The 20951-nt window shown below is 57.8% G+C and carries 23 protein-coding genes; 12 read left to right on the top strand and 11 right to left on the bottom strand.

Annotated elements, in window-relative coordinates; genetic code table 11:
• Positions 1-37: 37 nt before the first annotated feature.
• The 3 genes from tig to AC2FJ6_RS02815 form a co-directional block, all read right to left on the bottom strand.
• On the bottom strand, positions 38-1369 hold the full coding sequence (gene tig / locus AC2FJ6_RS02805) for a trigger factor (RefSeq protein WP_170770472.1): 1332 nt from the start codon (positions 1367-1369) through the stop codon (positions 38-40).
• Positions 1370-1553: 184 nt separating this feature from the next.
• The gene (locus AC2FJ6_RS02810; RefSeq protein WP_170770470.1) at positions 1554-2678 is read right to left on the bottom strand and encodes a porin; all 1125 of its coding nucleotides are present in this window, start codon (positions 2676-2678) and stop codon (positions 1554-1556) included.
• Positions 2679-2969: 291 nt separating this feature from the next.
• Positions 2970-4637 (bottom strand): NAD(P)H-hydrate dehydratase, encoded by a 1668-nt coding sequence (locus AC2FJ6_RS02815; protein WP_170770467.1) that lies wholly within the window; start codon positions 4635-4637, stop codon positions 2970-2972.
• 170 nt (positions 4638-4807) lie between these two features.
• On the opposite strand from AC2FJ6_RS02815, the gene AC2FJ6_RS02820 reads away from it, so the two are divergent.
• From AC2FJ6_RS02820 to AC2FJ6_RS02840, 5 genes are all read left to right on the top strand, one after another.
• On the top strand, positions 4808-5146 hold the full coding sequence (locus tag AC2FJ6_RS02820) for a P-II family nitrogen regulator (protein ID WP_170354532.1): 339 nt from the start codon (positions 4808-4810) through the stop codon (positions 5144-5146).
• A 30-nt stretch (positions 5147-5176) separates the two neighbouring features.
• Positions 5177-6583, top strand: coding sequence for a type I glutamate--ammonia ligase (gene glnA, locus AC2FJ6_RS02825; RefSeq protein WP_170354533.1), 1407 nt, complete (start codon positions 5177-5179; stop codon positions 6581-6583).
• A 100-nt stretch (positions 6584-6683) separates the two neighbouring features.
• Positions 6684-7313 (top strand): MSMEG_1061 family FMN-dependent PPOX-type flavoprotein, encoded by a 630-nt coding sequence (locus AC2FJ6_RS02830; protein WP_496668333.1) that lies wholly within the window; start codon positions 6684-6686, stop codon positions 7311-7313.
• Between the two features lie 70 nt (positions 7314-7383).
• On the top strand, positions 7384-8172 hold the full coding sequence (locus AC2FJ6_RS02835) for a lytic murein transglycosylase (RefSeq protein ID WP_170770463.1): 789 nt from the start codon (positions 7384-7386) through the stop codon (positions 8170-8172).
• A gap of 198 nt (positions 8173-8370) precedes the next feature.
• On the top strand, positions 8371-9291 hold the full coding sequence (locus tag AC2FJ6_RS02840) for a hypothetical protein (protein ID WP_331252086.1): 921 nt from the start codon (positions 8371-8373) through the stop codon (positions 9289-9291).
• A 36-nt stretch (positions 9292-9327) separates the two neighbouring features.
• Here the strand turns inward: AC2FJ6_RS02840 and AC2FJ6_RS02845 are convergent, their stop codons facing one another.
• Entirely contained in the window at positions 9328-10068 is a 741-nt protein-coding gene (locus AC2FJ6_RS02845) for a heme-dependent oxidative N-demethylase family protein (RefSeq protein WP_170770461.1), read from the bottom strand.
• 123 nt (positions 10069-10191) lie between these two features.
• Here AC2FJ6_RS02845 and dddP point away from each other — a divergent pair, with 123 nt between their 5' ends.
• The gene (gene dddP / locus AC2FJ6_RS02850) at positions 10192-11535 is read left to right on the top strand and encodes a dimethylsulfonioproprionate lyase DddP (protein ID WP_170770460.1); all 1344 of its coding nucleotides are present in this window, start codon (positions 10192-10194) and stop codon (positions 11533-11535) included.
• On the opposite strand, the gene AC2FJ6_RS02855 is transcribed toward dddP, so the two are convergent.
• Positions 11532-11714 (bottom strand): hypothetical protein, encoded by a 183-nt coding sequence (locus AC2FJ6_RS02855; RefSeq protein ID WP_170770458.1) that lies wholly within the window; start codon positions 11712-11714, stop codon positions 11532-11534. The genes dddP and AC2FJ6_RS02855 overlap by 4 nt on opposite strands.
• A 241-nt stretch (positions 11715-11955) precedes the next feature.
• On the opposite strand from AC2FJ6_RS02855, the gene AC2FJ6_RS02860 reads away from it, so the two are divergent.
• On the top strand, positions 11956-13170 hold the full coding sequence (locus AC2FJ6_RS02860; RefSeq protein ID WP_170770456.1) for a bifunctional alpha/beta hydrolase/OsmC family protein: 1215 nt from the start codon (positions 11956-11958) through the stop codon (positions 13168-13170).
• Positions 13171-13176: 6 nt separating this feature from the next.
• Here the strand turns inward: AC2FJ6_RS02860 and AC2FJ6_RS02865 are convergent, their stop codons facing one another.
• From AC2FJ6_RS02865 to AC2FJ6_RS02885, 5 genes are all read right to left on the bottom strand, one after another.
• On the bottom strand, positions 13177-13500 hold the full coding sequence (locus AC2FJ6_RS02865; RefSeq protein WP_170770454.1) for a hypothetical protein: 324 nt from the start codon (positions 13498-13500) through the stop codon (positions 13177-13179).
• 11 nt (positions 13501-13511) lie between these two features.
• A complete protein-coding gene (locus AC2FJ6_RS02870) occupies positions 13512-14060 on the bottom strand; it encodes a hypothetical protein (RefSeq protein WP_170770452.1) in 549 nt (182 codons plus the stop codon).
• Between the two features lie 136 nt (positions 14061-14196).
• Complete coding sequence (locus AC2FJ6_RS02875) at positions 14197-14784, bottom strand: biotin transporter BioY (RefSeq protein WP_170770450.1); 588 nt, start codon at positions 14782-14784, stop codon at positions 14197-14199.
• Between the two features lie 77 nt (positions 14785-14861).
• Positions 14862-15284, bottom strand: a complete 423-nt coding sequence (locus AC2FJ6_RS02880; RefSeq protein ID WP_170770448.1) for a DUF6314 family protein — start codon at positions 15282-15284, stop codon at positions 14862-14864.
• Positions 15281-15613, bottom strand: coding sequence for a hypothetical protein (locus AC2FJ6_RS02885; protein WP_170770446.1), 333 nt, complete (start codon positions 15611-15613; stop codon positions 15281-15283). The genes AC2FJ6_RS02880 and AC2FJ6_RS02885 overlap by 4 nt, the downstream gene beginning before the upstream one ends.
• Positions 15614-15702: 89 nt before the next feature.
• Here AC2FJ6_RS02885 and purB point away from each other — a divergent pair, with 89 nt between their 5' ends.
• From purB to AC2FJ6_RS02910, 5 genes are all read left to right on the top strand, one after another.
• Positions 15703-17010, top strand: coding sequence for an adenylosuccinate lyase (gene purB / locus AC2FJ6_RS02890; protein WP_170770444.1), 1308 nt, complete (start codon positions 15703-15705; stop codon positions 17008-17010).
• A 115-nt stretch (positions 17011-17125) separates the two neighbouring features.
• Positions 17126-17278 carry an adenylosuccinate lyase gene (locus AC2FJ6_RS02895; RefSeq protein WP_170770442.1) on the top strand — a complete coding sequence of 51 codons (153 nt, stop codon included), beginning with the start codon at positions 17126-17128 and terminating at the stop codon, positions 17276-17278.
• A 103-nt stretch (positions 17279-17381) separates the two neighbouring features.
• Positions 17382-17924 (top strand): tetratricopeptide repeat protein, encoded by a 543-nt coding sequence (locus tag AC2FJ6_RS02900; RefSeq protein ID WP_170770440.1) that lies wholly within the window; start codon positions 17382-17384, stop codon positions 17922-17924.
• 95 nt (positions 17925-18019) lie between these two features.
• Positions 18020-19084, top strand: a complete 1065-nt coding sequence (locus AC2FJ6_RS02905) for a flagellar motor switch protein FliG (RefSeq protein ID WP_170770654.1) — start codon at positions 18020-18022, stop codon at positions 19082-19084.
• 106 nt (positions 19085-19190) lie between these two features.
• Positions 19191-20114 carry a lysophospholipid acyltransferase family protein gene (locus AC2FJ6_RS02910; protein ID WP_170770438.1) on the top strand — a complete coding sequence of 308 codons (924 nt, stop codon included), beginning with the start codon at positions 19191-19193 and terminating at the stop codon, positions 20112-20114.
• Positions 20115-20126: 12 nt separating this feature from the next.
• Here AC2FJ6_RS02910 and AC2FJ6_RS02915 read toward each other — a convergent pair whose 3' ends face one another.
• On the bottom strand, positions 20127-20828 hold the full coding sequence (locus tag AC2FJ6_RS02915; RefSeq protein WP_170770436.1) for a DUF1223 domain-containing protein: 702 nt from the start codon (positions 20826-20828) through the stop codon (positions 20127-20129).
• Positions 20829-20951 lie beyond the last annotated feature (123 nt).

The following is a 20951-nucleotide window of genomic DNA, read 5'->3' on the forward strand; positions in this document are numbered from 1 at the left end:
CCGTATTCTTTTGCCCGGCTACGCGGGCGACAAAGGATTATTCCTCGTCCAGCGCCTCAACAGCTTTTTGCAAGTCGTCTTTGCTAACTTCCTTGTCAGCAACCTGAGCCAGCTCGACGATATAGTCGATGACTTTGTCCTCGAAGATCGGCGCGCGCAGTTGCTGCTGCATCTGGGCATTCTGCTGCACGAACTCAAAGAACTGACGTTCTTGACCAGGGTACTGACGCGCCTGATTCATGATCGCCTGAGTCATCTCTGCATCGGTGACTTCAACCTCGGCCTTCTGGCCCAGCTCCGCCAACAGCAGACCCAGACGCACGCGGCGCTCGGCCAGTTTGTTGTGCTCGTCGGTGGGCTCGATCGGGTCGTGATCGTGGCCTTCGACATCGGGGTTTTCCTCGTGCCACAGCTGGTGCGCGATTTGCTTGGCTTCGGCTTCTACCAGCGACGGTGGCAGGTCGAACGACACTTTCTCATCCAGCACGTCCAGCAGAGCGCGCTTCATCACGGCCCGCGATGCGCCGTTGTATTCGGCTTCCAGACGCTCCGAAATCTGACCCTTCAGCGCATCCAGATCTTCGGCACCGAATTTGGTGGCCAACTCGTCGTTGATCTCGGCGGCGACGGGCTCTTTCACTTCTTTGACGGTGCAGGTGAAAACAGCTTCCTTACCGGCCAGATGCTCGGCACCGTATTCGGTCGGGAAAGTGACGTTGACGTCTTTTTCCTCTTCGGCTTTTACGCCAACCAGCTGTTCTTCAAAGCCAGGAATGAAGCTGTTCGAGCCCAGAACCAGCGGATAGTCCTCGGCCGAACCGCCTTCGAATTCTTCGCCGTCTACTTTGCCGACGAAGTCGATCACGACCTGATCACCGTCCTTGGCTTTCGAGCCTTTACGGCGCGCTTTGAAATCCTGCGCGGTTTCAGCCAGGTTATTCAGCGCTTCTTCGATCGCCGCGTCGTCGGCTTTGACGACCAGCTTTTCCAGTTCGACCGATTTCAGGTCAACTTCAGGAATGGCAGGCAGCGCCTCATAGGACATCTCGACATGGACGTCGTCGCCTTCTTTCCACTCCTCGTTGGTCATCTTGACCTCGGGCTGCAGCGCAGGACGGTCGCCGCTATCCTCAAAGTGCTTATTCATCGCACCGTCGATGCTTTCCTGCATCGCTTCACCCAGCAGGCGCTGGCCGAACTGCTTTTTCAGCAGCGCCATCGGCACTTTGCCTTTGCGGAAACCTTTCATTTCGATTTCCGGCTGTGCCTCGACCAGTTTTTCATTCACTTTGTCGTCCAGCTCAGCTGCGGAAACGACAATATTGTAACCGCGTTTCAGACCTTCGTTCAGCGTCTCGGTAACCTGCATTATGGTAGTCCCCATAGGATTCGGGGCGCGCAAAACGGCGCGCCGGGCAAATTTGAGGCCTTCTATTTGCCCTGCCCCCAACGTGCAAGGGGCAACTGCCCGATCAGCCTTGTTTTGCCGCGGATTTGAAGAAAAAACGCCCCGGACTGGGCCGGAGCGTTTGTTGTTGGCTGCAACTGTCGTCTCAGAACCGCCAGCGCGCGCCCAGAGCCCAGGCTTCGTTCTCGTCGAAATCGACCATATCGTCAAAATCGTGGCGGCGGTATTTCAGATAGGCATCCGTGTTGATGCTGTCGATCCGCTGCACAACCGCGATGCCCCAGGATTTGGTGCTTGATCCTTCATTCTGGAAATCGGATCCGTCGAAATAGTCGATCCCGATACCGGTTTGCCCCCAAGACACCCAATCGGTCTCATAGGCGATCTTTGTGTACCAATAATCCGGATCGCTAGCCCCGTCAGAGGTATTGTCCCGCGTCCCCAGAGCCGCCGTGAAACTGAACCCGCTCGGCAGCAGCACCGAGGCCGATCCGATCGTATCCCGACGTTCACCTGACCCATCATCAAAGTCGCGCACCGCATAGGCGATTGTGGCCGCAAACTCGATCCCATTTGTGAAGGTGTTTCCGTAAGATACTGCAATATCATAATAATCGTCGTCGTCACTGCTGGACAAAATATTTTGACCATAGGCGATAGCGCCCGAGAACCCATTGTAACTAGGCGTGTCATAACGGATACGCCCGCGCCGCGCCCCGTCAAAGTTGCTGGCGGAATCTCCAACCGTGATGTCGCTCAGTATCCCGTCGGGCTGGCGATAGAAAAAGGCACCGTTCTCGTCATTGGTGAACGAATACAGCACAGTGCCAACATAGGACAGATCAACCTCGGCCGCGCCATCGGACGCCATGCTGCCCTGCCCTGCCGAGAATTTGCCATAGCTGCCTTTCAGGGCGAAATCGACGTGGCGAATATCTTCGCGCGACCAGCCATCATTATTGGTACCGTCCTGATTGGCCGAACCGGTGCTGGGCAACCCCAAACCGGTTTCAAACCGGAACGTGAACTCGTTGCTGCCATAGGGCTGCATCAGGCGAAGCCCCACACGGCTGTTCGACAGATCATTGTCGAGCAAACGGGTTTCCGTTTCTTCCCCGTCATCTACCGAGACAATGACCGGGTGAATCTGACCGTAGAGCTCGACATAGCCGCCGCTGTTATTGTCGTATCGCAATTGCGCCATTGCCGGAACGGCAGTCGTTACGGCCAACACTGCGGCCAGGGAATGAATTCTAAAATTCTGGGTCATTTCAGTCACCATGAGAAAAACTGTTTTGGCGCTGCTCAATTTTTTGTCTTCTACCTGCCTAGGACGGGCGCTGAACGCACAAGTTGATGCCTATTGCCTTCCGTAACGTACCTCACACCGCGTCCTTGAAATCTGACTTCTTTTTAAATTCTTACTTCTCGCAAAACCTGACTTTGCTTCCAGGTTGGTTCGTCCCAAGGCACAGACACAATTGTCGATTGGTCAGCTTCACCCTTCAGACGGCCATTACCAGTGCAGCAACCAGCGTTTGACGACACTTCGAATATACAATCATATATCTATGTTTTTCAATACATATGGCAGTTGCTCAGGCAAATCCTCGGCAATCAAGCCCGGCCCAAAGCTGCGCGCACATTCCACATGCAACCACGCCCCAGTTTCCGCAGCCTGCATGGGCGCGAACCCTCGGGCCAGCAAACCGGTGATGAACCCGGCCAGCACATCTCCAGACCCCGCCGTTGCCAACCAAGGGGCAGAACGGTCATAAAAAGCCGCATTGATCGAGCATCTACCATCCGGCGCCGCAATCACCGTATCCGGCCCCTTGAAAAGCACCACACACCCGGCACGCTTGGCCGCCTCTCGCGTGGCATCCACCTTCGAATAAGCCGGTCCCTTTGTCGGCGTCGCCGCCAGCTTTTCGGTGATATCCGGGAAGAGCCGCGCAAACTCGCCCCCATGCGGGGTCAGAACACACTTGTCGTGCAACTTCGAGAACAAAGCCGCCGGGTCACCCTCAAACGCCGTCAGAGCATCCGCATCCAGCACGGTCGCCCGCTTGGCCTGCAACGCAACCGGCACCAGTTCGCGCGCCCGCTCCACCCCCATTCCAGGCCCAAGACACAGCGCATTCAACCGCTCGTCGCCCAGCACATCCGCAAACCCCTCGGCCCCATCAACCCGTTGCACCATGAGGGCCGTCAGCTGCGCCGCCACCTCCATCTGAGCCGAGCCCGGCACCCCAAGCGTCACCAACCCAGCCCCAATCCGCAAAGCCCCCCGCGCCGCCAACCGCGCAGCTCCAGTTTGCGCAGCGCCGCCTGAGAGGATCAGGGCGTGACCGTGGGAGTATTTATGCTCGTAAAGCTTTTTGAAGAGATACTGTGGCAAGTTGCTTTGATCTGCTTCCGTACACAGGACCCGAACCAGTTTTTCCTGATCGTGGAGCTTAACCAAAGCACTCAGGGCCGCTGAATCAGGCTTTTCCAGTGACGGCAACCCAATGCCAGCCACAACAGTCTTTCCACAATATCGGGGACCATCCGCGATTAGATGACCAATCTTTCTAGTATGAAATGAAACGGTCAAATCAGCCGAAATTGCGGAGCCTATCGCCCGACCGCTGTCTGCGCACAATCCACTCGGTGTGTCTACGGACACAACCCGAACACCTTTCTCTGTTAGCAAAGTTTTCACCGCCTCTTGAGCCAAAAGGCTAAACGCCCCCCCAAAAGGACGAGTCAAACCGGTTCCAAACAAGCTATCGACAATCAGGTCCAAATGATCCGGGAAAGGCAGATACTCATCCACCAAGGGTGGTGGATCAATCTTTCGAGCTTTGACAGCCCCCAACTCCATCCAACGCTCATAATTCACTCGCGCATCCGGCGGCAGCTTCTCGGCATCCCCGTACAGAAACACCCCAAGGTTCCACCCCAACGCATGCAGCAGACGCGCAACAACAAACCCATCACCGCCATTGTTCCCCGGCCCGCACAGCACCACAGCGCGCAACGTATCCCCTTCATCTGGCCCCAAAGATCTCGGGGAGCTTGAGGGGCTGGCCCCTCGATCCTTGAACTCGGGCCACTCCTCATAAATAGCGTCGACAACGCCCTGCCCGGCCCGCTCCATCAGTTCCAGCCCGGTTACCTCACCAGACTCAATCGCGGCCCGTTCGATGGCCTGCATCTGTGCAGCCGTCAGCAGTTCCGTCATCTCACTTTTCCCAGTCGATTCAATTTCGATCATTTTTTACGCAAACTGACTAAAATTTAACCTCTAGCCCATTTTCCCAACAGCCAAACGGGGCCAAATTCGCAATCCGATTGTCGCCCGATCTTAGACGTGGTCACTGCCATCCTTACAAGAGTTAAAGGGAGCCCGGTATGAAGAAGATCGAAGCGATCATCAAACCGTTCAAGCTGGACGAAGTAAAAGAGGCGCTGCAGGACGTAGGCGTCCAGGGTCTCAGTGTGATCGAGGTCAAAGGCTTTGGCCGTCAGAAAGGCCACACCGAACTCTATCGTGGCGCGGAATATGTCGTCGACTTTCTGCCCAAAGTAAAAGTCGAGGTCGTTTTGGACGACGATCAGGTCGATGCTGCAATCGACGCCATCGTTTCGGCCGCTAAGACCGACAAGATCGGCGACGGCAAGATTTTTGTGTCGCCCGTTGAGCAAGCCATTCGCATCCGGACCGGTGAAACCGGCTCGGAAGCGCTGTAATCGAACACTCCAATCAGAGGAAAATAGAGTATGAGCAAGGACGCAGTTCTTCAGCTGATCCGTGATGAAGACGCAGAATACGTCGACATCCGCTTCACCGACCCGCGCGGCAAGCTTCAGCACGTCACCATCATGTCGGACCAGGTTGACGAAGACTTCCTGGAAGAAGGCTTCATGTTCGACGGCTCGTCGATCGCTGGCTGGAAATCGATCGAAGCATCGGACATGAAACTGATGCCCGACACCGAAAGCGCCTATGTTGATCCGTTCTACGCGGAAAAGACCATCTGCCTGCACTGCTCGATCGTTGAGCCCGACACCGGCGAAGCCTATGAGCGTGACCCGCGCGGCACCGCCCAGAAAGCCGAAGCCTACCTGAAAGCTTCGGGTATTGGTGACGTTGCCTACATGGGCCCAGAAGCCGAATTCTTCCTGTTCGACGACGTCCGTTTCTCGAACAGCATCAACAAGGTATCTTACGAAGTTGATGCAACCGACGCGTCGTGGAACACCGACACCGAGTACGAGATGGGCAACATGGGCCACCGTCCCGGCGTCAAGGGCGGCTACTTCCCCGTGAACCCCGTTGACGAAGCGCAAGACCTGCGCTCAGAGATGCTGTCGACCATGAAGCGCCTGGGCATGAAAGTGGACAAGCACCACCACGAGGTTGCTTCCTGTCAGCACGAGCTGGGCTTGATCTTCGACAGCCTGACCAAGCAAGCTGACGAGCTGCAGAAGTACAAATACGTCATCCACAACGTTGCACATGCCTACGGCAAATCGGCCACCTTCATGCCGAAGCCGATCGCAGGCGACAACGGCACCGGTATGCACGTGAACATGTCGATCTGGAAAGACGGCAAGCCTCTGTTCGCTGGCGACAAATACGCTGACCTGTCGGATGAAGCGATCTACTTCATTGGCGGCATCCTGAAGCACGCCAAGACCCTGAACGCCTTCACCAACCCGTCGACCAACAGCTACAAGCGCCTGATCCCGGGCTTTGAAGCACCTGTTCTGCGCGCCTATTCGGCCCGCAACCGTTCGGGTTGTGTCCGTATTCCGTGGACCGAAAGCCCGAAAGCTAAGCGCGTCGAGGCTCGCTTCCCCGACCCAGCCGCGAACCCCTACCTGGCGTTTGCTGCTCTGCTGATGGCTGGTCTGGACGGCATCAAGAACAAAATCGATCCGGGCGAAGCCATGGACAAGAACCTGTACGATCTGCCGGCCGAAGAACTGGCCGACATCCCGACCGTATGTGGTTCGCTGCGCGAAGCGCTGGAAGCTCTGGCCTCCGATCACGACTTCCTGCTGCAGGGCGACGTGTTCACCAAAGACCAGATCGACGGCTACATCGCACTGAAGATGGAAGAAGTCGAAACCTACGAGCACACACCGCACCCGGTCGAGTACGGCATGTACTACAGCTGCTGATCCAAGAATTTTCGACGAAAATTCTTTCAAGGGCGCCCAACCGGGCGCCCTTGTTTCGTTTCGGGTGATCTTCCAGACTGCCTGCCAAGGAGGAGATCCCATGGACACCGAGTTTACGCATTTCGTGACCACCGCCGAAGAATTGGAACAGATAACTGGCGCGCCTCTGCCCCAGATCATCGCCAAGGAATTGCCCGCTCTGGATCAGATGTGCCGCGACTTTGTTGCAGCCTCGCCGTTTTGCATCATTGCCTCTGCCAATCCCGACGGACATTTGGATGTGTCACCGCGCGGAGACCCAAGCGGTTTTGTTCACGTGCTCTCGGACACCCTGATCGCCATCCCCGACCGCCCTGGCAACAAACGCGTGGACACGTTCCACAACATTCTGAAAGACCCACACGTCAGTTTGATTTTCATCGTGCCTGGCAAGATGGAGACATTGCGCATGCGCGGAACGGCCCAAATCTGCGCCGATCCAAAGCTGCTGGACGCCATGGCTGTGCAAGGTCGCGCGCCCAAGCTGGCGCTGCTGATCAAAGTTCAAACCGTCTTTGCCCATTGCCCCAAATGCGTGATCCGCGCAAACCTGTGGAACCCTCAGGATTGGCCAGATTCGTCAAACCTGCCGAACATGAACGCCATGATGGTCAAGCACGCGCGGATCAACAAAACTCCGGATGAATGGTTCGAAACCCTCAAGCAAAGCGGAGAACTGGATCTGTACTGACCCCCTTTGCGGGACAGCTCTCGGTACGTAAGATGGGAATTGTTCTTTTCAGTCCATCAGGTTTTTCACCATGTTTCGCCTTGCCCTGCTTTTCGCCTTGATCCTTCCAACTCTTGCGATTGCTGCCCCCTGCGGTGACACAAGCGCCGATTTTGAGGCGTGGAAAAAGGACTTCGCGAAACAAGCCAAACGCGCGGGTGTAAAGAAGAAAGGCCTCCAGGCACTCGCCCAGACGACCTATGCAACACGCACTATTGCAGCCGATCGCAACCAGAAGAGTTTCAAATATTCGCTGGACAAATTCATGCAGGTTCGCGGCGCCGACACGATTGTCGCGCAGGGACGCAAGCGCAAGGCGCGAAACCCGCAATTCTACGCGGCGCTCGAGCGGCAATATGGCGTTCCAGCAGGTGTTCTGATCGCCATTCACGGCATGGAAACCGGCTTTGGCGGCTTTATGGGCGACAGTCAGGTTGTTTCGGCAATCACCACCCTTGCCTATGATTGCCGCCGGTCGGAATTCTTCATTCCCCATGCGATCGGCGCACTGAAACTGGTGGATCAAGGCAGCATTACGACCGCGACACGGGGGGCGAAACATGGCGAATTGGGGCACACGCAGTTCCTGCCCGGCAACGCGCTGAACTATGGGGTCGATGCAACAGGGGACGGCAAAGTGGATTTCTACAACATGACCGACGCGTTGGCCTCGACCGCGAATTTTCTTCGCAAAAAGGGTTGGAAACCGGGGCGCGGCTACCAGCAAGGGCAGCCAAACTTTGCCGTCATTCAGCAATGGAATGCTGCCACCGTGTACCAGCAATCCATCGCCATCATGGCCGCGCGAATCGACGGCTAAGGCTGGCCACAATCTCAGCACGCGCCCCCTTATTTCAGCCACATTCCTGCCACAGACATTTAATGGCCCTTAAATTGCCTAGGTTTCCAGACCGTAATCAATCTTTGCAATTTGTGATTTTTTTCCATTTTCGCCCAAATCTGCCCCATTTCTCTCACTAGACTGGAGTCCAAACAGGATGCGACAAAGGAATGCGCAGTGACTCCGAAGAACAGCTATCATGGTGGTTTGCAGTTTGACGGCGAGACCGATGGCGCGATCGAGCGGTTCAGCGCCATTGTTTCTGCAACGCTTGAAGATTACGGGCATCTGGTCGAACGCAAAAGCATTCGTGACGCGACCGAAGCCAGCATCGTCTGCAATCAATATCTGGTGCGTCTGACGCTGGACACACAGGTGCCCGTGGCTGAAGACCGGTTTGAGCGCATGAACCGCTCGGCTGGTTTGAAGACGCTGCAACGGCCCGTGGTGACGTTGCCGAAAAACCGGCTGACCATTACGATCACGCCGGTCTCACCGCTTCTGGACGACCGCGAGATTTCCGAGCTGATGCTGGTGGTTGTCCTGTATCGCATGGTCGACATCTGCGCCACGCAGCGGGTTGAATGGCTGACCCCCAACACCGTGCTGACCATCGAACAATTCATGAGTGCGTTTGACACTCTGCCCCCCGTTAAAAAAAAGAAGCGAAATAGAAAACAGATTTTCGAGGCAGTCTCAGGCCCGTTCGCGGAACTGGACACTATTGAGGAAGACCCACTGGACGAGCCACAAAAAAAGGCGCCGCCCCCGGCAGCCCGGCCGATCCAGTTGTCGGATGAGCAGTTGCTCAGCATCGCTTTTCGGACAGAACCTATCGAGCAGCCTTTGGATCGGGACGACACGCACCCCCTCGACCACGACGAACAGCCCAGTGATATCCTGCGACTGACCAGTTGGGGATTGACCGGTGCCGTGGCCAGTGTGTCTGTTCCGATCGCGGCCTCTATGGCCGCTGTGAACCTGATCCGGGGCGAAGATTTTCGCCTGAACACTCAGGTGCTTGCCTATTCGGTAGCGATCTCCGCTCTCAGCACAAGCGGGGCTTTCGCAGGTGTTGCCAACGTTTTGGGCATGTAATTCACGAACCTAAGACCCTCCTAGGAGGCCCCGCCATCAGGCGGGGTTTTCTATATTTGGCAAGCTGTCCGCTTTCAGCACGTAGGTATGGATTGTAAATACCACCGCCTGCGTCTGCGGCAGCCGCAACAGTGTTTGCTTTTCGCTGCGCAGATAAGGCGCGGATCCGGGGTCTTTGATGTGACGTGGCTCATGCGCGCTTCGGGGTTGATGCAACTCGGCATCATCGTACCACAGCGCGTTGAACCTCCAGAGCGGCCGACCCGGCCGTATCCCGTCGAACAAGCGCTGGACACGGCGGGCGATGTCATCGTCATAGCTGTCGACCGGCACATGGATGTCGATCAGCGGGCGCATGAACTTCTCGGACAGGCGCCAACTGGCCGGAAAACACAAGACGGCCCCGGTCAGAACATGTTCTTCGCCATGCTTTTGCAAGATACAGATATCCTCCTGCACCAGTTTGCACAGGGTCTCCATCGGCTGGGCGCGGTCGATGACCACCTGTTGTCCATCGGGTCGGGTGACATGGTCGGAGCACCCCGGATAGGCGTGGTACAGCACAAGATCTAGCAGCTCCTGCGCCGCCGGTTCAGCGCTCGGGTCCAGCGCCAGAACATCCGCCCGGCGGTCGCGCAACAAAGCTTCTCGGTGCTGCATCTGCGCCGCAAAGGCATCATCCCAGTGCAGCCATGTCTCCATACTGTCGGGCTGGATACCCGGCAGTGGGCGTTGATCTAGCGGGTTGTAGGGAATTGCGGTCTGAAAAATCGTCATAAGGCTGATCTATCACTGCAACGCAGAGCTGTCGGTCAAAAAGCGACGATCCGACCGTCGCAATTTATCGAGACTGCGCGGCAATGATTCTCCACGCTGAAAAAACAGGCAGAGAGGGCATCCATGAACACACATTACCGCGACGGCCGCAAAATCGACCCCACCAAAGGCGCGACACTTGGTGATGGCACCCCGAACGAATTGGACCGGATCGAGATCGGTCCCACCCAACTAGCCTTTTCCGAGTGGGAGGCCGCCGGGTTGACCCTGCCCAACCTTGCCAACATGCGCGAGTATCGCTGGAAACGCCTGACGCAAGCGGTCGTGGATCGCGGCTATGGCGGGGTGCTGATGTTCGACCCGCTGAACATCCGCTATGCCACCGACAGCACCAACATGCAGCTTTGGAACACCCACAACCCATTTCGCGCCGTACTGCTGTGCGCCGATGGGTACATGGTAATCTGGGACTATAAAAACTCGCCCTTCCTTTCGACCTTCAACCCGCTGGTGCGCGAACAGCGTTCAGGCGCCGACCTGTTCTATTTCGACCGTGGAGACAAGGTGGATGTGGCAGCTGATGTGTTCTCGAATGAGGTGCGGTTGCTGATCGAAGAGCATAGCGGCGGCAACAAGCGCTTGGCCGTAGACAAGATCATGCTGCATGGGCTGCGCGCGCTCGAGGCGCAGGGGTTCGAGATCATGGAGGGCGAAGAACTCACTGAAAAGACCCGCGCGATCAAGGGCCCGGACGAGATTCTGGCCATGCGCTGCGCCCATCATGCCTGCGAGACCGCTGTTGGCGCGATGGAGCAGTTTGCCCGCGCAAATGTTGGCGACGGCAAGACATCCGAGGATGACATTTGGGCCGTTCTGCACGCTGAAAACATCCGACGCGGCGGTGAATGGATTGAAACCCGCCTGCTCGCCTCAGGGCAACGCACGAACCCGTGGTTTCAGGAATGTGGACCGCGGATCACGCAACAAAATGAGATTATCGCGTTTGATACGGACCTGATCGGTTCTTACGGCATATGTATCGATATCTCACGCACATGGTGGATCGGCGATCAGAAACCCCGCCCGGACATGATCTATGCCATGCAGCACGCGCATGAGCATATCATGACCAATATGGAGATGCTGAAACCCGGTGTCATGATCCCCGAACTGACAGCCAACTCACACAAACTGGACGACAAGTTTCAGGCACAGAAATACGGTTGCCTGATGCACGGTGTCGGCCTATGCGATGAATGGCCGTTGGTGGCCTACCCGGACAAGGCGGTTGCCGGCGCTTACGACTATGCCTTGGAGCCCGGCATGGTCCTGTGTGTCGAGGCCGCAGTGGGCGAAGTGGGCGGTGACTTTTCCATCAAGTTGGAGGATCAGGTTCTGATCACCGAAGACGGGTATGAGAACCTGACAACCTATCCGTTCGACCCCCAGCTTATGGGTCTGGCCTAGTCCGGCCAGGTTGAGCGTTTGACATTGCCGTGCCAGTCTTCAGCGGTTTGCGCCGCGACCGGCGCGGCCTCGGGCCAGTTGTGACCCGCCGCAAAGCTAAGCAGCGCCGTCAGAGCAAGAATGATCAGAAGATTGGGGCGCAGCGCGGTGCTGCGTGGTGCGCAAGAAATGTGTGCCATCATGGCCTCCGAGATTGTGTGACGTGAACAAAGTCAATGTGGAGGCTCCAAACATATTTTTAAAACGAATATTATTTTGATACCTCATCACATAACTTGATGGCAATTGAAACCTACGCTCCGCTTCATGTACTGGATGAACGATCTGTTCTCACCTTCCCGTGACGCGCGTTACATATGGGTTGAGCGACCCGGTAGAAGCCCACAGTATTGGCGCTAACTTGCGACGTAAGGAACTGCCATGCCCACCGAACGCATTACCTTTGCCGGTCACGACGGCAACCAACTTGCTGCGCGCCTCGACCTGCCTGACGGGCCGGTTCTGGCCACAGCGTTGTTTGCCCATTGTTTTACCTGCTCCAAGGACATTCCCGCCGCCCGTCGCATCGCGGCTCGCTTGGCTGGAATGGGTATTGCAGTTCTGCGTTTTGACTTCACCGGTCTGGGTCACTCTGAAGGCGAATTCGCCAACACCACTTTCACTTCTAATGTCGAAGACCTGATTGCCGCCTCTCACTATCTTGCCGGGCGCGACATGGCGCCGTCGTTGCTGATTGGGCACTCGCTTGGCGGAGCTGCTGTGCTGCGCGCCCGCGCTGGCATTCCCAGCGTCAAAGCGGTGGTCACGCTGGGCGCACCTGCTGATCCGGGCCATGTCTCGCACCATTTCCAGGCCGCTCTTCCCGAGATCGAGCAGGAAGGCTCGGCTGAAGTGACGCTGGGCGGGCGTCCTTTCCGCATTGGCAAGGCCTTTGTCGATGACATATCGGAAACCGAACTGACCCCCGCCATCAAAGAGCTGAAAGCCGCGCTGCTGATCCTGCACGCCCCTTTGGATGAGACCGTGAGCGTCGACAACGCCAGCGCCATCTTTATGGCCGCCAAGCACCCCAAAAGCTTTGTTACTCTGGATGATGCCGACCACCTGATCACGCGGGCCTGTGACGCTGAATATGCGGCCGATGTGATTGCGGCCTGGGTGACACGCTACATAACCCTGTCCCCACCAGCCCCACCGCCCGGCGCCCCCGAAGGCATTGTGCGCGTGACCGAGGCCGACCCCAGCGGTTTCTTGCAGGACATTCAATCCGGCCCCCGTCACCATGCGGTCGCGGACGAGCCTGCCTCGTATGGCGGCACCGACCGAGGCATGTCGCCTTACGGTTTCGTGTCTTCCGGATTGGGGGCCTGCACTTCGATGACAATTCGCATGTATGCGCGTCGCAAACGCTGGCCGTTGACGGGCATTGTTGTCGATGTCTGCCACAACAAGGTCCACGGGCAGGATGCGGGGCTAGTCGGCGACGGAAAGGTTGATCTGTTCCGGCGCAAGATCCGGCTCGAAGGTCCTCTGGACGACGAACAGCGCGCCAGGTTGCTGGAAATTGCCGACAAATGCCCTGTTCACAGGACACTTGAGGGTTCGGCGGAAATTACGACCGAATTGCTGACCTGACGCACCTTACCGTCGCGGTGCCGGTCGATGGATCGGCGGCCGTGCTGTCGGGGGCCGAGCCACAGGTGGCCGGGGCCGCGCGGGCGGTTTGGCGATCGGTGGCTTGGGCCGTGCAGGCGGTTTCCCAACCGGCGGCTTCGGGCGAACCGGGCGATCTACGTCGATGTCCACATCTACGTCGTGGTAATAGTCGTTCCAAAGAAGCGAGTCGTAAAACGGATCATATCCGTATCCCACGCCAACAGTGACCCCATCACAGGCCGAAAGGGTAAAACTGGCTGCGCCCAGACTCAGGGCAAGACAGGTGCGTTTGATCAGTTTTCTGGCCATCTTCCCCCTCCTCACCGAGCAGCCCGGAACGAGGCGAACACTGCGTTCAGATCATCCACATAGGCCGGATCGGCCCCATCGCGCAGAACGGCCACGGCCACGGCGACGCGGTCATTGGGCAGGTCGATCACAGTCGCAGTGAAGTTAACGCCCCGCCCATCACGGGTACCGGTGCCCCGGATCACTTGCGCGGGCAGCCCTCCGATACGAGTCGAAACATTGTCTGAAACCACTGGAGATTTGACCAGAAACTTGTCGACATCCTGAAGATACCGCAATCCTCCGTCGATCGAGGCGACGCCGGCAGGTGCGACAAAACCGATCCAGACGTTGTCATCGGTCACAGGCCGTATCCCCATGACACGAGCCACTGCGCGGGGATCTCCCAGTTGCGTATCCTCAATCTCGCGTGTGCCACCTGTCCGCACGGCCCAGAAATCGGGCACCGAAAAGCTGAACAAGGCGCGTCCATTATCCGTATACGTCACCGGGGTATCGGCAAAAACTGGCGCGGCGCCAAGCCATATCGCCGCAATGGCAGAGCTTAATCGCAAAAACATATCATAATAACCTGTTGTTTCTGTTGGCTCAGAGTGGCCCGCGATGACCGGATTTGTCCAGTCTCATTCCATAACAAAAAAAACCCGCGCCGGGATTGCTCCGGGCGCGGGTTTCGTCGTTCTCAAAAGCGGGAAATCAGGCGCGGGCGTCGCCCACCAGTTTCCACAGGCCAGGGATCAGCAGCGCCGCCAGCGCCAGTTTGATCGCATCACCCACCAGGAACGGCGTCAGGCCCCAGGCCAGGATCGGCTGATCCCAACCATACAGCTGACCCAGCCAAAGCAGGCCGGGGACGTAGATCAACACATTGGCCAGAACCAGCGCCAGCGCCAGCTTGCCAACCGAGCGGTCCCAGCCGCGCGCGGCCAGAGCACCCAGAGCCAGGGTCGCCAGCACATAACCCACCAGATAGCCGCCTGTGCCACCCATCATGTAAGTCAGCCCGAATTTCTCGGCCGACGAACCGGCGAACACATCAAAGCCCAGCGCGCCGATCAGCAGGTAACCCAGCATGGTCACCAGACCCAGACGCGCGCCATAGGCGGTGCCAATGGTCAGAACGGCAAAGGTGCCCATGGTGATCGGAACCGGCCACATCGGCACTTTGATTTTCGCGGCAACGGCCAAAGCAACGATGCCAAGCGCAACCAGGATCACTTGCTTAACACGCAGCGCCGTGCCTTCGCGCGGGCCAAACGCATTGGCCAGTACATTTGCATTCATCTTCATTTCTCCCCAATTCGGATCGGAATTCTGCGACAGCAATGCCCAATCCGGCCGCTCACTTCAAGGTGATTACGCTACCGTAGCACGTATTCCGTGTCCATTTCGTAGGATTTTCGGGGCCCGGAGACTATCCAGCGTACGCTCCATCGCGGCCAGTTCGAGAAATCATAGACTGCGTCATAGCTGTCTGGCGCGCAATCATGGTGATCCGACGTCTGCGGAACCCCCAGATTCAAACGGTGGAAATACCGCCCGTCGTCGAAAAAGACGGCTACACCGTCGCCGTCCGCACGCCACAGGTAGCGCCGGGTGCCTGTCATCTTAGCCTGGCCGGGTATGCGCAAAACCACTTCTTCGTCATAGATCAGACCGTCATCAGCAAGACGCAGATACGCCATCCCATCCGCCTGCACCACCTGCCCCGCTCTTGCGTCGCGGATGGTGCGCGTCAGGCCCCAGCAGCCTTCGAAATCGGACAGGCTGTTCGGAGCGATCATTCCGGCAGATACCCGTCCGTTATCCCGCCCCTGTCGTCGATGAACCGAATGATTACCCCGCTTTGCAAAACGTCATAGCAGGCCCAAAGCCCGGATGGTGGCCAGGTCGAGCAATACTGGTCTCCGCGAACCGCCCACCGTCCACTGCTGGGTCGCCCCGAGAAATACTGCGTAGCCCCGCTTGCATCGAAGGTTTGCCAGACGCCTTCGCCATAGCTGAGTTTCTGCCCGGTCAAGGCCGACACGATTTCATTCCCGGTCAGTGGCCAAAACTCTGTCGCGGCCGAAATATCGGGCCAAAGGGCTAAAATCAGGGCAAACCGTCTCATCTGCGCACTCGCATCTTGTTCCCGTGGCGGGTCGGGTTTAAACCGCGCCGCAACGCCTCCTGCCAAATCACAATAAGGTGCTGCTGCCAATGATTCCACGTTATTCCCGCCCCGAGATGGTTGCCATCTGGTCGCCCGAAAGCAAGTTCCGCATCTGGTACGAGATCGAAGCCCATGCCTGTGACGCTATGGCCGATCTGGGCGTAATACCACGCGAAAACGCCGAGGCCGTGTGGAAGGCCAAGGACGTTGAGTTCGACGTGGCGCGGATTGATGAAATCGAAGCCGTCACCAAACACGACGTCATCGCCTTCCTGACCCATCTGGCTGAACATGTCGGCAGCGAAGAGGCGCGATTTGTCCATCAGGGCATGACCAGTTCCGACGTGCTGGACACCTGCCTGAACGTACAATTGACCCGCGCTGCCGACCTGCTGATCGCCGATCTCGAAGGTCTGCTGGCCGCCCTGAAACGCCGCGCGATCGAACACAAGGACACTGTCCGCATCGGCCGCAGCCACGGCATCCATGCCGAGCCCACCACCATGGGTCTGACCTTTGCGCGTTTCTACGCAGAGATGGACCGCAATCTGTCTCGCATGCGCGACGCGCGGGCCGAGATTGCAACCGGTGCGATCAGCGGCGCAGTCGGCACCTTTGCCAATGTCGATCCTGCGGTTGAAGAGCATGTCTGCGACAAACTTGGTCTGGTGCCCGAGCCGATCAGCACGCAGGTCATTCCGCGCGACCGTCACGCGGCCTTCTTTGCCACATTGGGCGTGATCGCCAGCAGCATCGAAAATATCGCTATCGAAATCCGCCATATGCAGCGGACCGAGGTTCTGGAAGGGGCCGAGTTCTTCTCGATGGGTCAAAAGGGCTCGTCAGCTATGCCGCACAAGAAAAACCCGGTGCTGACCGAGAACCTGACTGGTCTGGCGCGTATGGTGCGTGCGGCGGTGATCCCTGCGATGGAGAATGTGGCACTTTGGCACGAACGCGATATCTCGCATTCCTCGGTGGAACGCATGATCGGGCCGGACGCCACGATCACGTTGGACTTTGCGCTGGCCCGTCTAACAGGTGTGATCGACAAGATGCTGATCTTCCCTGAAAACATGCTGGAGAACATGAACAAATTCCCCGGTCTGGTCATGAGCCAACGGGTTCTACTGGCCCTAACCCAAGCAGGTGTCAGCCGCGAAGACGCCTATGCCATGGTTCAGCGCAACGCGTTGAAGGTTTGGGAACACCGCACTGATTTCAAAGAAGAACTTCTGGCCGATGCCGATGTCACCGCCGCCCTCAGCCCCGCGGAGATCGAAGAGAAATTCGACCTTGGCTATCACACCAAGCACGTAGACACGATTTTCGCGCGCGTGTTTGGCGAGGAATAAAGCCTAACGCACTAAACAAAGCCCGGACCGTTTCGGCGGATTCGGGCCTTGTCCTTTTGTCAGGTTGCTCAAATTCGGATATGATGTGGTCGTTGTTCCGAACAGGAGACCCACCATGACCCGTACTCTTCTATGCGCATTGGCTCTGACCTGCTCTGCCTCGATCGCGTTCGCCTGCAGCGGACATTCCAAGCAAACGCAATCCTGCGCGCCGGGCACCCAATGGGACTATGAGACCCAGAGCTGTACCAAAACCGTGAACAGCTAAGAAAATATTTCCTACTCGTGAATAAAAGCGAGCCGCCGATTGTTCGTCTTTTATCGGATCGCGCTATGCTTGATCAGAGCAGCCCAGAGAACGGAGTAGGAAAATGCGCCTAGTGCTAGCCTCAGCAATTGCCCTGCAGGCATTTGCTTTCGCCCCTGTTGCCCACGCCGCTGGCGGTGGGGACAGCAGCCCGCCTAAACCGACGAACACGACCAAGAAGTGTCTGTTCGGTCGGGTCTATGACAAGGACGCCGGGCGCTGTGTGAAACCGAACAAAACAAATTTCACTCAGGACGAACTTTATGGCGCGGTGCGTGAGCTTGCCTATGACGGGCAGTTGGAAAACGCGCAGGACATCCTTCGGATCATGGATCAGGATGATGACCGTGTTCTGACCTATTGGGGCTTTACCTTCCGAAAGCTGGGCGATCTGGAACAGGCCAATCTGTTCTATCAGGACGCTATCAGGGTCAATCCCGACAATATTCTGGCGCGCTCGTACATGGCACAAGGCTATGTCGCCGAAGGTCGCACCGATCTGGCCATCGAGCAATGGCGCGAGATCAAGGCGCGCGGTGGTGAAGGCACCTGGGCCGAGGCGTCGCTGCGCGAGGCAATCCGCACGGGGCTGACCTTCAACTACTAAGCTTCAGGTTTTTTTTACCCGAGTCTCCCTATTCTGCCCGTGGATCAGAATGATGGCACCGCAGGCAGATGCAGGACTCACACACATTGGTACAAATGGCGCCGGGGGCTTCGGCCCCCATTGCCGACAAAGAACAAGAAGCGCCGCGCGTGGTTCCACGCGCGCTGAGCAATCGACAAAAGGCGGCAGTGGTCGTACGGCTTTTGTTAAATGACGGCGCGGATATCCCGCTTGAGGATCTTCCCGATGACTTGCAGGAAAAGCTGACCCACCAACTGGGGCAGATGGGTCTGGTGGACCGGGTGACGCTGGACGCTGTGGCCGCTGAATTTGCCGAAGCGCTGGACAGTGTCGGGCTTTCCTTTCCGCACGGACTTGCGGGTGCGCTGGATGCTGTGAACGGCAAAATCGCTCCGGCCACCGCCGCGCGGCTGCGCAAAGTCGCAGGGGTGCGTCAAGTCGGCGATCCCTGGCAGCGAGTGCGCGAAGTCCCAACCGAGGATCTGGCCGACATGGCGCAGGCCGAAAGTATCGAGGTCGCGGCAGTGATGCTTTCGAAGCTGGAAACCGCGAAGGCCGCGCAGCTATTGGGCCACCTGCCCGGCCCTGTGGCGCGACGGATCACCTATGCGGTGTCGAAAACCGCCAATGTCACACCCGAGGCAGTAGACCGGATCGGATGGTCGCTGGCCGCGCAACTGGATCAACGCCCGACCATGGCATTCACAGATGGCCCCGGTGCGCGCGTGGGGGCCATCCTCAACCAATCCGCCGCCTCGACCCGCGACGGGTTGCTTAGCGCTCTGGATGAGGAGGATTCGGACTTCGCCAGTGTCGTACGCCGGTCCATCTTTACATTCGCCCATGTCCCAACGCGCATCCTGCCGCGCGACGTACCCGCTATCCTTCGGGGCGTGGATCAACCGGTTCTGGTCACAGCGCTCGCCGGTGCCGAGACCGAGGACGACAAGACAACGGTTGAATTTCTTCTGACCAACATGTCCTCGCGCATGGCCGACAATCTGCGCGAGGAAATGACCGAACGCGGCAAGGTCAAACAAGCTGAGGCGGAAGAGGCCATGACCCAGATCGTTGGCGCAATCCGCGATCTGGTGGATGGCGGCGCGATAACCCTTGTCGAAGAAGAGGCCGAGGAATAACGAGACGCCTCCGTGCCCTTGTAACCCATTCAGAACGCTTGTGGTCACTCGGTCGGGGTTGTATGTCTGGCCCGGCAACGCCCGCAATAGCCGCCGAGAGCCACAGATGCCCGTAGAAAAGTCAGAACTCAGCCGGATTGAGCTTGGCAAATATTACGTGACCGGCCTGTTCCTCAGAGGGTTGATTGGCGCGATGCGCCTGCTGCCCTACGAGCGCCGCATTGCGACAATGGGCGCATTGGTCCGCACGCTTGCACCAGTGGTGGGGTTTTCGAAACGCGTGCGCAACAACCTGAAGCTGACCTGCCCCGACCTGCCCGAGGATGAAGTCAATCGCATCTGCCGGGCCGTCCCCGACAATGCTGGCCGTGCGATTATGGAACATTTCTCGCCCGAAGGGTTTACGGATCGACAGCGCCATGCAAAGGTTTCGGGTCCTGGTATCGCCGCGTTTGACGCCGCCGTTGCCGAAGGCAAGCCGGTGATGATGATCACCGCCCATTTCGGCCACTACCTTGCGGCGCGCATCGCGCTACAGGAACGCAGCGGCGAACCGATCGGTTGTCTCTATCGCCGGATGGCAAACCCCTATTTCAACGACATGTATGTCGACGCCTTTTACAAAACCGGCGCGCCGATGTTTGAACAGGGCCGCCGCGGCATGGTTGAGATGGTGCGCGCCCTGAAAAAGGGTGGGATCATCGCCATCGTATCGGACCTGCACGCCCATGGCGGCGAAGAGCTGACCTATTTCGGCAAACCCGCCGTGACCTCGGTTCTGAATGCCGAGCTTGCGATGAAGTACAAGGCGGTGCTGATCCCGTGCTATGCCGTGCGCCAGCCCAACGGTATCGACTTTGAGATCGTCCTGCACGACCCCGTCCCTCATACCGACCCCAAAACCATGACCCAGTTCACCAATGACGATCTTGAGGCGATGGTGCGCAAGAATATGGGCCAGTGGTTCTGGATTCACCGCCGCTGGAAAGCCTGGAATGGGTTGGGTGTTCAGCCGGAAGACATGGTTTAACGGGCGGTTGACCTATTTGACCCGCGCCGCGGCCACGATCGGACCATGACCCGCCTCTTGAATCAGCACAACCGCAGGAAGGTCCGAAGTCAGCGCAACCGAATATTGCTGCGCCTGGTTGCCATCCCAGGATCCCGCCCAGTGCCAGGATTCCACCACATTGGCATAGTCCAGCTCATGCCCCGCCAGTTCCCCTCGGCGGATCGAGGCATGGCGCATCGGTGAATACTCCACCACCCGAATCTCATAGGTCGCCCCTTCGGGCAGTTCGATCGGCGTGACATCCACCGTGACATCATTCGCCGCCCGTGTTGCTGTGACCGATGCCTCTGGCGCAGCTTTCAGATGGGCGTCGATGATGCGATTCAGTTCATCAGTCTTGGCACCCACAACATCCTGCTGCCCGTTGATCACCATCTGCGGCGTATAGATCATCGACCGCCCGCCCCCACGCGCATAGGCGCGCTGCCGGGTGGTGTGATCGGGATTGGCATATTCATCTTCCCACCCGATATAGTCCCAATAGTCCACGTGCAGCGCCAAGCCGATAACGTCGTCGCGCTTGGCAAGCTCATGCATCAGCTTGTCCGCAGGGGGACAGGAAGAACACCCCTGAGACGTGAACAACTCCACAACCACCGGGTCACTTTCCGCCATCGAAGACGAGGCAAGAAACAGGGAAACAAGCGCGGTCGCAGTAACGGTTCTGATCATGGGGCTCTCGGGATTTGTGGGATGCGAGACAGGTGTACATCTATCGCCGCTCAACCTCCAATCAAGGTTTCTTGAGAGCCGCGACAGCCAGATTTCAAAAAAATGTGTGCAATGGTATACAAA

The organism is Ruegeria sp. CDSA089 (assembly GCF_059612205.1).